This window comes from Nocardia brasiliensis (genome assembly GCF_042691675.1).
Lineage (GTDB): Bacteria > Actinomycetota > Actinomycetes > Mycobacteriales > Mycobacteriaceae > Nocardia > Nocardia brasiliensis_D.
Genome location: NZ_CP170507.1, coordinates 8,016,106 through 8,030,232 on the forward strand (window position 1 = coordinate 8,016,106; position 14,127 = coordinate 8,030,232).

The window sequence follows — 14,127 nt, forward strand, 5'->3', positions numbered from 1 at the left end:
CGGTTTACCAGCCCGGGTTTCCCCGCACCGGGATATTCACGAAACTTGGCTGGTTCTGGTCGAGCAGCAGGTGTTGCGGGCGCAGTCCGCTCTCCACCAGCAGCGGGGTGGGCGGCAGGCCCTTCGGGAAGTTGCCCGCGTAGACATCGACACGCAGCCGGTGGCCCGGTTGCAGCACCGCCTCGATGCCGGGGACCGAAATGTCCAGCACCGTCGGCTGTCCCGGCACGGTAGGTTGCCTGCTGTCCAGCGACAGGTCGGGCACCGGGTCGGTGTAGTCGCCGTTCGGCAGGCGGGTGCTGCGTTCCCCGTCGAGGGCGCGCAACGAGGCGACCAGTTGCCCCGAGGACAGCACGGTCGACTGTCCGTCTGGGGCGACGTCGTTCACTGTGGCGACCCAGTAGCCGTCGGTCGCGTCCTGAATCGTATTGAGCCGGACCGCGATCGGGCCGGAAATGCTGGTCGGCTCGACGACCGGCGCGCTGGTGAAGGTGAGCCCGTTGAGCTCCTGGATCCGCGAATCCTTGCCACAGGCATTGATGATCGAGACAACACCGATGGTCTGCTGCGCCGCGTCCCGTGAACACAGACCGGTCAGGCCGGGCGCGACGGTGAGCCGGTCCACGCTCGGACTCGGTTCGGCGAACAACGATCCGTCGTGCACGCTGGTCGCGGTCCCGCTCCGCGCGGCGGACAGATACATCCGCCGATGCTCGGTACCCGGCTGCGGGAAAGACGGCGCGGTGATCCAGCCGCCGCCCTGCTGGCGCACCGTCACCGGACCGTATTCATCGATGCCGTTGTCGATTCCCTTGAGCCACTTGTCGAACCAGGCCCGCTGCAACACGTCCATCCGCGGTGGCAGGCCCGGACGGCCGGATTCGTTGCCGTTGCTGATGTGGTAGCCGTCGCCCATCAACAGCTGTTTCTGTCCGGGCGGCAACGGAATCCGCCGGTACACATCGGCCTGCGAATTGACGAAGACGTCGTGCCAGCCGCCGGTCACGAAGGTGGGCACGGTGATTCGGGTCGGGTCGTTCTCCCAGGCCTGCCGGAACGAGCTGTCGGAATGCAGCACCTCCTGCACCTTGGGACTGAGCTGATTGATATCCGGCGTGATCAGCACGTTCACCAACGCATCCACGAAGGTGAACGGATCGGCGAGCCGATCCATCAGCCACTTCATGTCGAACTGGCCGCGGAACACCGACGCCAGATCCGGCACCAGCTTGCCGCCGTTGACCGCGGCCAGCCAGGCGGGCATGAAGGCGATGCCGAAGCCGCCGCCGGGGGCGACCAAGTCGCGGAACGGGTTCCGGCTCGGCACCACCGGGAAGATCGCCTTCAACGCGGGCGGGTTCTTCGCGGCCACCTGGAGCTGGTTCAGGCCGGAGTAGGAGACACCGTTCATACCGATGTCGCCGGTGGACCACGGCTGCCGGGATGCCCAGTCGATCACCTCGACGGTGTCCTGCTGTTCCCGATAGCGCAGCAGGTCCCAGATGCCTTGGGAGAAGCCGGTTCCCCGGACGTCGACGACCACCTGGGTGTATCCGCTTTTGATCAGCTGACGGTCAACGGTGAAGTTGCGCAACAGCCCGCCGCCCAGCGCCTTGGTCAGATCGGTGATGCCGGAGAACGGCGTGCCGGACAGGTCGATATCGCGCGCCACCTGCATCACCGCGTCGGACAGCCACGGGATCGAGATCATGCTGTCGGCGATCATCGAGCCCAGCTTGGTGTAGGGCGTCATGTTGACGATGGTCGGCGTCGGCGTCGTAATCGGTTGGCCCGCCGCATCGGCCGGGTGATAGACGTTCCCCTTGAGCACGGTGCCGTCGCTCATGGTGATCGGCACGTCCCATTCGATGAAGACGTTCGGATACTGCTGCGGGCCGTCCTCGGTCGCGGCCCACGCCGCACCGGTCGCGCCGCCGTCCGGACCGACCGGCGTCGCGGCGGCCGAGGGTGAAAGGAAGGGGGCCAAAGCCACCGCCGCGACGACCAACGCCGCGGTTCGGAGCGCATACCTCATTGAATCCACTCTCTTTGGAAACAGATGCTCTCTAACCGTAGGGAGGGAAGCAGAACCTGTCCGCGGTTCGCCGGAGAACCGGGAAAAATCGTGCAGGGTCACAAATATTTACGCCGCGAACCGGCAACACACCGAAACAAAAAGGGCGCCTTCGCTCGAATCAATCGAAACGAAGGCGCCCTTTCAGGTCTTCACATCGGTGTCACCAACCAGGGTTACCGCGCACCGGGACATTCACGAAGCTCGGCCGGTTCGGATCCAGCTGCACGTGCTGCGGCTTCAGTCCGGTATCGAGCAACATCGGCAGGATCGGCAGGCCCTTCGGGAAGTTGCCCGCGTAAACATCCACGCGCAGGCGGTGTCCCGGCTGCAGGATCGCCTCGGTGGCGGGCATGGTGATATCCAGGGTCGTCGCCTCGCCAGGAACCGTCGGCTGCCGGTGCTCCAGCGAAGTGAACGGCCGCGGGTCGGTGTAGTCGCCATTGGCGGACTTGCTGCTGTTGGCCTCATCGATCTCGCGCAGCGACGCCATCAGCTGGCCCGAGGACAGCACGGTGGACTGCCCGTCCGGCGCGACATCGTTGACGGTGACCACCCAGTAGCCGTCCGCGGCGTCTTGCACGGTATTGAGCCGCACCGCGATTCGACCGGAGACGGTGGTCGGCTCCGCGACCGGATTGCTGGTGAAGGTCAGCCCGTTCGTTTCCTCGATCCGGGAGTCCTTCGCGCAGCCGTCGATGATCGACAGCACGCCCGCGCTGCCCTGTGCCGCGTCATTGGAGCACAGGCTGGTCAGGCCGGGCGCGATGGTGAGCCGGGCAGTGTCGCCGTTGGCGGCCGCGGTGAGCGATCCGTCGTACACGCTGTTCGCGGTGCCACTGCGGTTGGCGGACAGGTACATCCGCCGATGTGTCGCGTCCAGCGCACCGGCACCGCCGGTCGGCGCGGCGAACGAGTCGGTGGTGATCCAGCCGCCGCCCTGCTGGCGCAACGTGATCGGGCCGTACCGGTCGATGCCGTTGTCGATGTCCTTGAGCCACTTGTCGAACCAGGCGCGCTGCAATACGTCCAGCCGCGGCGGCAGGCCGGGCTTGGCGTACTCGTTGCCGGAGTTCAGGTGGTAGGTGTTGCCCATCAGCAGCTGCTTCTTGCCCGCGGGCAGCGGAATCTCGTTGTAGATCTTCGATTCCGAGTAGGTGAACAGGTCGTGCCAGCCGCCCGTGACGAAGGTCGGCACCTGGATCTTGGACGGATCGCTCAGCCAGCCATCGCGCGGACGGGAGCTGCCGGTCAGCAGTTCCTTGGCGCGCGGGTCCAGGTCTTCGACACGGGCGGTGGTGTAGACGTTGAGCAGCACGTCCATGAACGTCAACGGATCTCGCGCGCGGTCGGCCAGCCATTTGGTGTCGAACTGTCCATTGAGCACCGACGCCAGGTCGGGCACCAGCTTGAGCCCGTTGATGGCGGTGAGCCACAGCGGGATGAAGTTGAAGCCGAAGCCGCCACCCGGTGCCAGCACGTCGTTCATCAGGTCGCTGCCGGGCACCACCGGGAAGATCGCCTGCAGCGCGGGCGGGCGCTTCTCGGCGGCCTGCACCTGGTTGATGCCGGAGTAGGAGATGCCGTTCATGCCGATGCGGCCGTTGGACCAGGCCTGGCGGGATGCCCAGTCGATCACCTCGACGGTGTCCTGCTGCTCACGCTGGCGCAGCATGTCCCAGGTGCCCTGGGAGAAGCCGGTACCGCGCACATCGACGACCACCTGCGAGTAGCCGCTCTTGATGAGCTGCCGGTCGACGGTGAAGTTGCGCAGCTCACCGCCGCCGAACGCCTTGGTCAGGTCGGTGACGCCGGACAGCGGGGTGCCGGTCATGTCGATCTCGCGCAACAAGCCGAGCAGCGCGTCGGACAGGCCGGGGATGGACTGCGCGTGGTCGGCCAGGTTCGACACCAGCTTGGTGTACGGGGTGAGGTTCACAACCGTCGGCGTCGGCGTATCGATGGGGCGGCCGGATGCGTCCGCAGGGCGATAGACGTTGCCCTTCAAGACGGTTCCGTCGCTCATCGTGATGGGGACGTCCCATTCGATGTAGATGTTCGGGTATTGCTGCGGACCATCCTCGGTGGCCGCCCAGGCCGCTCCCGCGGCCCCGCCGTCGGGCCCGGTCGGCGTCGGTGCGGCGGCAGCGCCGCTGGTGAGGAACGGCATGAGCATCGCGGCGGCAACTGCCCCCACTGTGGCGCGTAACGCGTACTTCATCAGGACGTGATCCACCTCTCGGACTGGTCGAACGCCCAAAGTGTACATACCTACTTGTCGGTAATGACAAGGGGTAACACGTACCTGATTTGAATAGCGGTTCACATATAGCAACTCGGGCTAGTATGCCAGGCCCAAAGCGCAGGTAACGCACGTGCCCCTGGCTAGATCACGGGAGAATGACTACTCACCGCTTGTCCGGCCCAACTTGCCATCCGCCACTGGCACTCAACTCAGTGGTGTGTCGAAGAACACGGCTGACCAGCACAAATCCCGACGCAGCCCGATACCCCAGCAACCAAGCAGCGAGACAACCCGACGGCGGGGCAAGTGGTGCATGGTGGCCGCGAATCACGAGACGGGTCTGCCACCATGCGCCACTCGTCGACCCTCATGCCGCGTTGGAGGGGTGATGAAATGGCAACGCGCTGCGACCGATTCGGGCGCAGCGCGTTGATGAGGCGGGGTATGGGGGTTACTTGCCGCCCTGACTGGCGACCGCGGCGGCGCCCGCGGCGGCTGCTTCGGGGTCCAGGTATTCACGCGGGCGGACCGGGCGGAGGTTTTCGTCCAGTTCGTAGCGCAGCGGGATGCCGGTGGGGATGTTCAGGCCCGCGATGTCCGCATCGGAGATCTGATCGAGGTGCTTGACCAGGGCGCGCAGCGAATTGCCGTGCGCTGCTACGAGAACGGTCTTACCGGTGAGCAGCTCCTTGGAGATGGTGGACTCCCAATACGGGACCATCCGCTTCACCACGTCGAGCAGGCATTCGGTCTTCGGGACGTCGATGCCCGCGTAGCGGGGGTCGCCCTCTTGGCTGTACTCGTCCGTGGGGTCGATCGGCGGCGGCGGGGTGTCGTAGCTGCGGCGCCACAGCATGAACTGCTCGTCGCCGTACTTGTCGCGGACCTGCGCCTTGTTCTTGCCCTGCAACGCGCCGTAGTGGCGCTCGTTGAGCCGCCAGTCCCGGATCACCGGGATCCAGTGCCGGTCGGCGGCGTCCAGCGCGATGTTGGCGGTGCTGATCGCACGGCGCAGCAGCGAGGTGTAGACGACGTCGGGCAGGATGCCGTGTTCGGCCAACAGCTCCCCCGCCCGCTTGCCCTCGGCGATGCCCTTGTCCGTCAGGTGCACGTCCACCCAGCCGGTGAACAGGTTCAGGGCATTCCATTCGCTCTCGCCGTGGCGCAGCAGCACGAGGGTGTAGGTCATGCGGCCATCCTCCCACGGGCGGAAAAGACCGTCACAAGGTTCCCCGGTGGCCCGGCTGCCAGCACCCGGCGCCGGAATCGGGGCCGGGTCTCAGACGATGTCGTCGGCGGTGGCGTGCCCGGCCGCGAGAACGCCCGCGCCGACCAAGGTCGCGCCGTGGGTGATGCGGGACGGAACGACGCGCAGTTCGCGCAGGTAGTTGAGGCGGGCGTGCTTGTCGAGCGCCGCCCGCATCGGATTCCACAGCGGCTCACCGGATTGCGCGAAGCCGCCGCCGACCACCACCCGGTCGACATCGAGCAGCGCCGCCGCCGAGGCGATGGCCTGGCCGAGCGCGGTGCCCGCCCGGTGCAGTGCGGCGAGGGCGATCTCGTCGCCGCTGTGCGCGGCCTTGGCCAGTTGGGCACCGGTCTCGCCGCGCCAGCCCTGCTCGACCGCCCAGCGCACCGAGGACATGCCGCTGGCGACCGCCTCGACGCACCCGACGCCACCGCAGCCGCACGGCACGTCCCAGCCGGGCACCACGATATGGCCGATATGACCGGCATTGCCGGTCCGGCCGAGGATGACCCGCCCGTCCGCGATGATCCCGCCGCCGATCCCCGACGACACCGTCATCGCCAGAGCATCCGGCACCCCGCGCAGCGCGCCCACGTGATGCTCGGCCAGTGCGAGGCAGGCGCCGTCGATGGCGAAGCGGATCGCCGCGGTGGGGAACAGCTTTTGCACGGCGGCGACGATCGCGAACCCCGACTTCCATTCCGGGATATTCAGGGGGCCGGTGGTGCCGGTGCGGACGTCGACCGGCCCGGCCGAGCCGATGCCGACGGCGGTGATCGTCGCATCGCCCGCCACCTCGAGCAGCAGATCCCGACAGGCGTTCCAGACCGATTCGCCCGGCACATCCACCTGGCGCACGTCACGCACCTTCCGGCCGTGCCGCACCACACCCGCCGCGAACTTCGTCGCGCCGATATCCAGAGCAAGGACTGTCATCGCGCTACCGCCTTCACGATCCGAACCACAAGCGATTGTCACCCGTGCCCCTTTCCGCCGCGCGGTATCCGTCTCACATTGCCGCACGGCCGATGACGGCCGCGACCACCGTGTCGGCGAAGTCGCCGTCGACCGGCGCTCCGGTGATCAGCGTGCGGTACCACATCGGCGCGACCAGCAGGTCCTCGAGCAGTTCGGGGTCCATCGACGGGAGTTGCCCGGCCCGTTGCGCGGCGGCGATGCGCCGCTGATTTTCCACGCGCAGTGCGTCGTGCGTCTGCCGCAGCGCCTTCGCGGTGGCCGGATCACTCTGCGCCGCGCCGATCACACCGGCGAAGACCGGTCGCAGGCGAGTGTCGGTGAGCATCGCGCAGGCGCGGACGACCAGGGTGCGCAGGTCGGCACGGATGTCACCGGTGTCCGGCACCACGAAGACCTCGCCGGCTGCCTCGAGCGCCGCGTCCAGGATCAACGCCGCCTTCGACGGCCACCAGCGATAGAGCGTGGGCTTGCCCACATGCGCGGCGGCGGCGATCGCTTCCATGGTGACAGCGCCGTACCCGCGTTCTTCGCAGAGTTCGAGTGCCGCCTTCAAGATGGTCGCCCTGGCTCGGGGACCTCGTTGCTCGGCCATGCTTGCAGCCTAACCGAACGTTACGTTTCGTTTTGACAGACGGAGCGACCGGCCCGATACTAACCGTTGGAAACGTAACGTAACGTTCCATTGTTCTCGCTCCACCGTTAGGACCACCATGCAAAACCTGTCCGACCTGCGCTCCGCCGTCCGTGGGCGAGTACTGCTCACCGAGGATGACGGCTTCGACGGTGCGCGGCGGCCTTGGAATCTCGCCGTCGAACAGCCGGTGCTCGCCGTGGTGGAAGCCGCCGACGCCGATGATGTCACGGCGCTGGTCCGGTACGCCCGCGACCGCGGACTGACCGTCTCGGTCCAACCGAGCGGCCACGGCGCGAGCGGCGACACCGAGGGTGTGATTCTGCTGCGCACCAGCAAGCTCACCGAACTGACCATCGATCCGATCACCAGGACAGCCCGGGCAGGCGCGGGCGTCAACTGGGGCCGGGTGCTGACCGAGGCGCGGCCGTACGGCTTGATCGGGTTGGCGGGCAGTTCGCCAGTGGTCAGCGTGGCCGGCTACACCCTCGGCGGCGGGCTGAGCTGGTTCGCCAGGCGGCACGGTTGGGCGGCGGACAGCGTCACCGCGTTCGATGTGGTCACCGCCGACGGCACCCCTTGCCGGGTGAGTGCCGAATCAGATCCGGAGTTGTTCTGGGCGTTGCGCGGTGGCGGCGGCGACTTCGCGGTGGTCACCGCGATCGAGTTCGACCTGCATCCCGCACCCGACCTGTACGGCGGCCGACTGCTGTGGTCCGGCGACCGGGCCGCCCAGGTACTCGAAACGTTCCGCGAGGTCACCGAGACCGCACCGGCGGAACTGACGGTGTGGCTGGACCTGTTGCACTTCCCCGGTGCCGCACCGATGGTTTCGGTCGACGCCACCTACCTCGGCAGGACCGAGCACGCGCGAGAACTGTTGCGGCCCTTCGACGCCATCGACGCGCCGATCTCCGACAGCCGGGCCGAGCTGCCCATCGCCGAACTCGGCTCGATCACCGCCGAACCCACCGACCCCGGCCCGGGACAGTCGCGTGCCGAACTGCTGCTAGATCTCGATGACGTTGCGGTCAAAGCACTACTGGCCGAGCCGATCTCACCGCTGCTCAGCGTGCAGCTCCGGCATCTCGGCGGGGCCATGGCGCGGCCGTCGGACAGCCCGCACGGCCCGGTCACCGAGTCCTATCTGCTGTATCTGTTCGGCCTACCGCTCACCGACGAGGTGACCGCGGCGATCATCGCCAAGCAACAGGGCCTCGTCGATGCGTTGGGCGCGTCGGTGACTGGGCGCAAGCCATTCGGCTTCCTCAATCCGGCCGAGACCGCGGCGCACGCCTTCACGCCGGAAAGCCTTGCGCGACTGCGGGATATCAAGAAGCGACGGGACCCGCAGGCCACTTTCCGCAGCAATTTCCCGGTACTCGGCTGACCGGCAGGCGTTTTCGGGAGTTACGGCTTATCGGCGGCGTCTACCAGGTGTTCGAAGGCGCGCAGATTCTTCAGCGATTCGCCGCGCGAGACGCGCCACTTCCATTCCCGGCGAATGGATTCGGCGAAACCGAGTTCGAGCAGCACGTTGAAATCGGCGTCGACGGCCTCGAGGATTTGGCCGAAGACCCGGTCGAGTTCGTCGGCGGTGACGGCGTGCGTGGCGATCCGGCCGACCAGGTAGATGTCGCCGACCCGGTCCAGGGTGTAGGCGACGCCGTAGAGCCTGCGGTTGCGGCGCAACAGGAATTTGTAGACGCCCTCGAAGTTCTCGTCCGGCTTGCGGCAGACGAACGATTCGATGCGGACCCCGTGCTTGCCGACGGTGAGCATCACGGTCGTCTTCAGCTTGCGCTCGCCGGGCAGGATGACCACGAAGGTCTCCTCGCCGGAACGGGTGTACTCGATTTCCCGGTCGCGCAGCGTCGCATCGATGAGCTGCGCGGTTGCCTCAGTCACCGACGTGCTCCCATCCGGCGCCGCCACAGCGCCCGTGATCTGGCCTGGCTGGACTCCAGGTTAGTGCGCTCACCGGGTACCCGATCACGCACGTCGTCACGCAGCGCGCCGCGAGCAGTGCCGCCCGCGGTCAATCGCCCGGCGCCGAGCCCGGCCCGCTCCGCGCGGAAATCGGTCAATGCGGCGGAGTAGCTGGCGAGTAATCCGTCGGCGGTGTGCTCCCAGGAGAAGTTCGCCGCGTGCTCGACCGCGCGGCCACTCATCCGGCGCAGGCGGTCGGCGTCGTCGAGCAGATAGCCGAGGGCACCAGCCCAGTCGGGGGTCCGATGACCGGGCACGAGCAGGCCGGTTTCGCCGTGCCGGACGGCGGTACCGAGCCCGCCGACGTCGGCGGCGAGGACCGGGGTGCCGCTGGCCTGGGCCTCGATCGCGACCAGCCCGAAGGATTCGTTGTAGCTCGGCACCGCGACCAGGTCGGCGGCGCGGTAGACCAGCACCAGGCGATCCGGCGGCTGCGGCGGCAGGAAGGTGACGCGGTCGGCGATGCCGAGCGCGGCGGCCAGTTCGATGAGCGCGTCCGGGCGTTCCAGACCGGTGCCGGACGGGCCGCCGACGATCAGGACGCGCAGCCTGTGTGTGGGATCGGCGCGCAGTACTTCGGCCGCGGCGCGGACAAGGACGTCCGGCGCCTTCAACGGCTGGATCCGCCCGACGAACGCGACGACCTGCTCATCCGCCGCCAGACCGAGTGCTGCCCGCGCCGCCGCCTTGTCACCGGGCCGATAGCGGGTCAGGTCCGCGCCGGGCGGCACCACATCGATGCGCTCGGGCGCCGCGCCGTACAGCTCGACCAGCTGCCGCGCCTCGTCGTCGGTGTTGGCCACCAGCCGATCCGCCTCTGCGATCACTTGCTTCTCGCCGATCTCACGAGTCAGTGGCTCCGGACAGTCGCCCTCCGCGAGCGCCGCGTTCTTCACCGCGGCCAACGTGTGCGCGGTGTGCACCAACGGCACCCGCCAGCGGTCCCTGGCCAGCCAGCCGACCTGGCCGGACAGCCAGTAGTGCGAATGCACCAGGTCGTAGTAGCCGGGTAGGTGCCTGGCCTCCTGGCGCAGCACCTCGGCGGTGAACGGGCACAGCTGGGTGGGCAGGTCGTGTTTGTCGAGGCCCTCGAACGGGCCCGCGACCACATTGCGCACCAGCACGCCGGGGCCTGCCTCTTGCACGGGCGGCAGATTGGAGGCGGTGGCTCGGGTGAAGATCTCGACCTCGGTACCGCGCTGGGCCAACTGCAGGGCGGTCTGCAGCACGTAGACGTTCATGCCGCCCGCGTCGCCGGTGCCCGGTTGAGCCAGTGGTGAGGTGTGCACCGATAGCACGGCGACACGGTTCGGCCGTAGGTCCGGGCGTTGACTCACACTATCCATAGTGCACGGTGCATTCCCGGCGTCGCTGCCCTCACCCTGCCAAGTGAGAGCTATCACACGGGTTCGGTGAAGCCGCTCACAGGGCAGGCGCGTTCACCGGCCGTCGGCGAACTCGCTGATCTCAGCGACGAACCGGGCGTGGTCTTCGATGAACAATCCGTGCTGGGCGCCCTCCCAGAACGACGCGCGGGCGTCGGGAACGGCCTCGAAGATGTAGCGGCCGTTATCGATCGGGACGACGGGGTCGGCGGTCCCGTGCTGCACCAGCACCGGAACATCCAGTGTGCGAAGGGTTTCCGTGTTGTCGACGGTTCGATAGAACAGCGCCTTGCGCACCGCCGGTGGGGTGGCCAGGCTGCTGCCGAACAGCCGCTGGGCATCCGGGCCCTTGTCCGCGCCGGGGCCGGTGTTGGCGTTGCCGAAGGCGCCGAACGCGCGCACCGCCCGGCCCGCGCTCTCCTCGAAAACGCCGGGAATCGCCGCCCGCATGGCCGGGCCGGTGTCCGCACCGGGAACGCCGCGACCGAGATTGGCCATCGAACCCGAATAGACGACGCCCGCGATCGCGCCGGTGCCGTAGGCGGTCAGGTAGTCGCTGAGCACGATGCCGCCGTAGGACCAGCCGAGCAGCAGCGCACCCGACTCGATGCCCTCCCCCGCCAGCACGGCCGCGACGTCGGCGGCCCAGTTCTTCGGATCGTCGTAGCCGGTAGCGGGTACGTCGGAGTAACCGTGGCCGCGCAGGTCGACGGCGATCACCCGGAAGCGTGCCGCGAGTTCGTCGGCCGCCCGCCCCCAGCAGCGCAGATCCGCCGACCAGCCGTGCAACAGCAACAACGGGCGGGCGTCCGCCGGGCCACTCACCCGATAGACGATGTTCGTTCCATCCGCGCTCACCACGTCCCGAATAGCCATGCCGATCAGGCTAGCGGTGATCCCCGCAACAGCGCCCCGGGCGGCAAACGAGCTGCACTTAGGATCGGTTCATGAGCACTCGGACCGCTGTCGTCACCGGAGCCAGCTCGGGCATCGGCGAGGCCACCGCCCGCGAACTGGCCAAACAGGGCTATCACGTCTACGTCTGCGCCCGCAGGTTCGACCGCCTGCAGCGCGTCGCCGACGAAATCGGCGGCACCGCACTGGAACTCGACGTGACCTCGGACCACTCGGTGCGCGCCTGCACCGACGCGATCGAGCGGGCCGACGTGCTGGTCAACAACGCGGGCGGCGCCAAGGGCCTCGCCTCGGTCGCCGATGCCGATCTGGACGACTGGCGCTGGATGTGGGAGACCAACGTCCTCGGCACGCTGCGCGTCACCAAGGCGCTGCTGCCCAAGCTGATCGCCTCCGGCGACGGCCTCATCGTCACCATCACCTCGGTGGCCGCCTTCGTCGCCTACGACAACGGCGCGGGCTACACCTCGGCCAAGCACGCCCAGGCCGTGCTACACCGCACGCTGCGCGGGGAGTTGCTCGGCCAGCCGGTGCGTCTCACCGAAATCGCCCCCGGCGCAGTGGAAACCGAGTTCTCGCTGGTCCGCTTCAACGGCGACGAGGACCGGGCGGCCAAGGTGTACGAAGGCATCGACCCGTTGGTCGCGCAGGACATCGCGGAGATCATCGGGTTCGTCGCGTCGCGGCCGTCGCACGTGAATTTGGACCAGATCATCGTCAAGCCGCGCGACCAGGCCGACGCGGGTCGCTTCGCCCGACGCGGCTGATCTATAGCCAAGGAGCATTACTCATCGCCGAGCCCTGGTCGGCTGGGCGGTTGCGGCCTCGTCGCTGGTCATCTCCGGCCGTTAGCATCTGGTGCTTCCAGGTCGTCGTCTACTTCAGATCGGAGTTGTCCGGCTCATGTTCAAGGGGTTCAAAGAGTTCCTGATGCGCGGGAACGTCATCGACCTTTCCGTCGCCGTTGTGATGGGCACCGCGTTCACCGCCGTTGTCACCTCGGTGACCAAGGGCGTCATCAACCCTTTGCTCGCGGTGTTCGGCAGCACGAATGAGCTAGGGCTCGGCGTCCAGTTGATCGCGAACAAACCGGCCACCTTCATCCAGATCGGCCCGATCATCACCGCGTTCGTCAATTTCTTCATGGTCGCCGCCGTGCTGTATTTCGTGCTGATGCTGCCGATGAAGACGATCAAGAACCGTTTCGGCACCACCAAGGCGGCGGAGCCGAGCGAGACCGAGCTGCTCATCGAGATCCGCGACCTGCTCGCTGAGCGGCACGCCGCCGTACGCGCCGAACAGACCGCCGACCGGGCCGTCGAAAACGATCCCGAACTGGATTCGTCGCTGCGGCGATAGACCGACGCCATCGCGGGCCGGTCAGCGCGGCCTAGCGCGGCGGGCCGGGGGCTACCGGAGTCGCGGAGATGACCGAGGTGGATCCGTCCAAGGCGGACATGGTCTTCCAGGTCTGCCAATCGATGGTCCAATCGTACAGGTCGCCATCGGCGGCGGACAGCGCGATCGAGGTGCCGGTAACTTCCACCGGGTCGCCGTAGAGCGCGGTCCCGAAGTAGGCCTGGGCGTCGGCGGGCGACAGATTGATGCAGCCGTTGGTGACGTTCGAAGACCCCTGGGCGGACAGCGATTCCGGATTGGCGTGGATGAATTCGCCATTGTTGGAAATGCGTACGGCCCAGCGTTCCCGAACGTTGGTGTAGAACGGCGGGTTCGACATCATGAAGTCTTCGTATTTCTCGGTGACCACATGCACGCCGGAACGGGTGACGTTGCGTGGTTCGTCGCCCTCGCCGTAGCTGACCGCGAAATCGAAGATTGTCCGGCCGTCCCGGACCACCTGCATGCGATGGCTCGGTGCGTTTGCCTTCACGATCTGACTGCGGCCGATGCGGAAATCCGTTGTCAGATCGGAATATCCGTAATTTCCGCCGCCGAGATCGAGCCCGTACAGCTTGGCCGAGACGTGCACGGTGGTGCCGGGCACCCAGTAATCCTTGGGGCGCCAATGCAATCGGGAGCCGTTGTCGTCGGGGAACCAGGCCCACGCGCCCTCGGTGGGCGGGTCGGTGGTGATCGTCATCGCCTTCTCCACCGCGGCCTTGTTCTGCACAGCGGCCTTGAACTGCAAGATGATCGGCGCGGCGATGCCGACTTCCTGATTGTCGGCGATGTTGATGGTCGCCGGGACGGTGTTCTTCGGCGCGAGTGTCGTGAACTTGCCCTCGATCGGGATCGGCTTGCGGTCGGTGCCGACCGCGGTGCCCGTCCAGGTGTATGTCGCGTCGTAGCCGAGCGGCTCGATGATCTTGTAACTGCGTTTGTCCGGGGTGAATTCGCCCGCGACCTGCTTGCCGTTGGCATTGGTCAACGCGACCTGGTCGATGGTGCCGTCGCTGACGGTGACCGAGACGGGCGCGGTGGGATTGACCTTCGTCGCGTCGTTCTCCGGTGCGAAAGTGACCTTGGCGACGGGCCCGGCAGCACGGGCGGAGTTGGTGTCGCCGCCGCGGTCGCTGCTGCATCCGGCCACCAAGGCGACCACGACGAGCAGCACGGCCGACACGGCGGCGACCGGTCTGCGGATCACTGGACGGTTGCTCACTTCATCGAATTTACGCGGGCAAACTCGTTCGATTGACT

12 protein-coding genes are annotated in these 14,127 nt (G+C 67.2%); 3 read left to right on the forward strand and 9 right to left on the reverse strand.

The features are described from left to right. Positions 1 to 4: 4 nt before the first annotated feature. From ACFK0J_RS36955 to ACFK0J_RS36975, 5 genes are all read right to left on the reverse strand, one after another. Positions 5 to 2,035, reverse strand: a complete 2,031-nt coding sequence (locus ACFK0J_RS36955) for a CocE/NonD family hydrolase (RefSeq protein WP_378734313.1) — start codon at positions 2,033 to 2,035, stop codon at positions 5 to 7. 202 nt (positions 2,036 to 2,237) lie between these two features. Further along, positions 2,238 to 4,295, reverse strand: a complete 2,058-nt coding sequence (locus ACFK0J_RS36960; RefSeq protein ID WP_378734314.1) for a CocE/NonD family hydrolase — start codon at positions 4,293 to 4,295, stop codon at positions 2,238 to 2,240. Positions 4,296 to 4,770: 475 nt separating this feature from the next. Next, positions 4,771 to 5,508: a phosphoglyceromutase gene (locus ACFK0J_RS36965; RefSeq protein WP_378734315.1), complete on the reverse strand. Its 738-nt coding sequence runs from the start codon at positions 5,506 to 5,508 to the stop codon at positions 4,771 to 4,773. A 90-nt stretch (positions 5,509 to 5,598) separates the two neighbouring features. Beyond that, positions 5,599 to 6,504 (reverse strand): ROK family protein, encoded by a 906-nt coding sequence (locus ACFK0J_RS36970; RefSeq protein ID WP_378734316.1) that lies wholly within the window; start codon positions 6,502 to 6,504, stop codon positions 5,599 to 5,601. A gap of 73 nt (positions 6,505 to 6,577) precedes the next feature. Continuing rightward, positions 6,578 to 7,138, reverse strand: coding sequence for a TetR/AcrR family transcriptional regulator (locus ACFK0J_RS36975; RefSeq protein WP_378734317.1), 561 nt, complete (start codon positions 7,136 to 7,138; stop codon positions 6,578 to 6,580). A 118-nt stretch (positions 7,139 to 7,256) separates the two neighbouring features. Between ACFK0J_RS36975 and ACFK0J_RS36980 the strand changes: the two genes are divergently transcribed. Continuing rightward, the gene (locus tag ACFK0J_RS36980; protein ID WP_378734318.1) at positions 7,257 to 8,567 is read left to right on the forward strand and encodes an FAD-binding oxidoreductase; all 1,311 of its coding nucleotides are present in this window, start codon (positions 7,257 to 7,259) and stop codon (positions 8,565 to 8,567) included. Between the two features lie 20 nt (positions 8,568 to 8,587). Here the strand turns inward: ACFK0J_RS36980 and ACFK0J_RS36985 are convergent, their stop codons facing one another. From ACFK0J_RS36985 to ACFK0J_RS36995, 3 genes are all read right to left on the reverse strand, one after another. Continuing rightward, positions 8,588 to 9,085 (reverse strand): YbjN domain-containing protein, encoded by a 498-nt coding sequence (locus ACFK0J_RS36985; RefSeq protein ID WP_378734319.1) that lies wholly within the window; start codon positions 9,083 to 9,085, stop codon positions 8,588 to 8,590. Then, positions 9,082 to 10,512: a D-inositol-3-phosphate glycosyltransferase gene (gene mshA / locus ACFK0J_RS36990; RefSeq protein ID WP_378734320.1), complete on the reverse strand. Its 1,431-nt coding sequence runs from the start codon at positions 10,510 to 10,512 to the stop codon at positions 9,082 to 9,084. Before mshA ends, ACFK0J_RS36985 begins: the two co-directional genes overlap by 4 nt. Positions 10,513 to 10,605: 93 nt before the next feature. Then, positions 10,606 to 11,427 carry an alpha/beta fold hydrolase gene (locus ACFK0J_RS36995; protein WP_378734321.1) on the reverse strand — a complete coding sequence of 274 codons (822 nt, stop codon included), beginning with the start codon at positions 11,425 to 11,427 and terminating at the stop codon, positions 10,606 to 10,608. 71 nt (positions 11,428 to 11,498) lie between these two features. Here ACFK0J_RS36995 and ACFK0J_RS37000 point away from each other — a divergent pair, with 71 nt between their 5' ends. Both ACFK0J_RS37000 and mscL read left to right on the forward strand, forming a co-directional pair. Then, positions 11,499 to 12,233, forward strand: a complete 735-nt coding sequence (locus ACFK0J_RS37000) for an SDR family NAD(P)-dependent oxidoreductase (RefSeq protein ID WP_378734322.1) — start codon at positions 11,499 to 11,501, stop codon at positions 12,231 to 12,233. A 136-nt stretch (positions 12,234 to 12,369) separates the two neighbouring features. Continuing rightward, positions 12,370 to 12,825: a large conductance mechanosensitive channel protein MscL gene (gene mscL / locus ACFK0J_RS37005; RefSeq protein WP_378734323.1), complete on the forward strand. Its 456-nt coding sequence runs from the start codon at positions 12,370 to 12,372 to the stop codon at positions 12,823 to 12,825. A 31-nt stretch (positions 12,826 to 12,856) separates the two neighbouring features. Here the strand turns inward: mscL and ACFK0J_RS37010 are convergent, their stop codons facing one another. Beyond that, positions 12,857 to 14,089: an Ig-like domain-containing protein gene (locus ACFK0J_RS37010; RefSeq protein WP_378734324.1), complete on the reverse strand. Its 1,233-nt coding sequence runs from the start codon at positions 14,087 to 14,089 to the stop codon at positions 12,857 to 12,859. Positions 14,090 to 14,127 lie beyond the last annotated feature (38 nt).

Excerpts from the sequence above, each read along its gene's own strand:
- ACFK0J_RS36955 (WP_378734313.1), bottom strand. The coding sequence starts at position 2,035 with ATGAGGTATGCGCTCCGAACCGCGGCGTTGGTCGTCGCGGCGGTGGCT.
- ACFK0J_RS36960 (WP_378734314.1), bottom strand. The coding sequence starts at position 4,295 with ATGAAGTACGCGTTACGCGCCACAGTGGGGGCAGTTGCCGCCGCGATG.
- ACFK0J_RS36965 (WP_378734315.1), bottom strand. The coding sequence starts at position 5,508 with ATGACCTACACCCTCGTGCTGCTGCGCCACGGCGAGAGCGAATGGAAT.
- ACFK0J_RS36970 (WP_378734316.1), bottom strand. The coding sequence starts at position 6,504 with ATGACAGTCCTTGCTCTGGATATCGGCGCGACGAAGTTCGCGGCGGGT.
- ACFK0J_RS36975 (WP_378734317.1), bottom strand. The coding sequence starts at position 7,138 with ATGGCCGAGCAACGAGGTCCCCGAGCCAGGGCGACCATCTTGAAGGCG.
- ACFK0J_RS36980 (WP_378734318.1), top strand. The coding sequence starts at position 7,257 with ATGCAAAACCTGTCCGACCTGCGCTCCGCCGTCCGTGGGCGAGTACTG.
- mshA (WP_378734320.1), bottom strand. The coding sequence starts at position 10,512 with ATGGATAGTGTGAGTCAACGCCCGGACCTACGGCCGAACCGTGTCGCC.
- ACFK0J_RS36995 (WP_378734321.1), bottom strand. The coding sequence starts at position 11,427 with ATGGCTATTCGGGACGTGGTGAGCGCGGATGGAACGAACATCGTCTAT.
- ACFK0J_RS37000 (WP_378734322.1), top strand. The coding sequence starts at position 11,499 with ATGAGCACTCGGACCGCTGTCGTCACCGGAGCCAGCTCGGGCATCGGC.
- mscL (WP_378734323.1), top strand. The coding sequence starts at position 12,370 with ATGTTCAAGGGGTTCAAAGAGTTCCTGATGCGCGGGAACGTCATCGAC.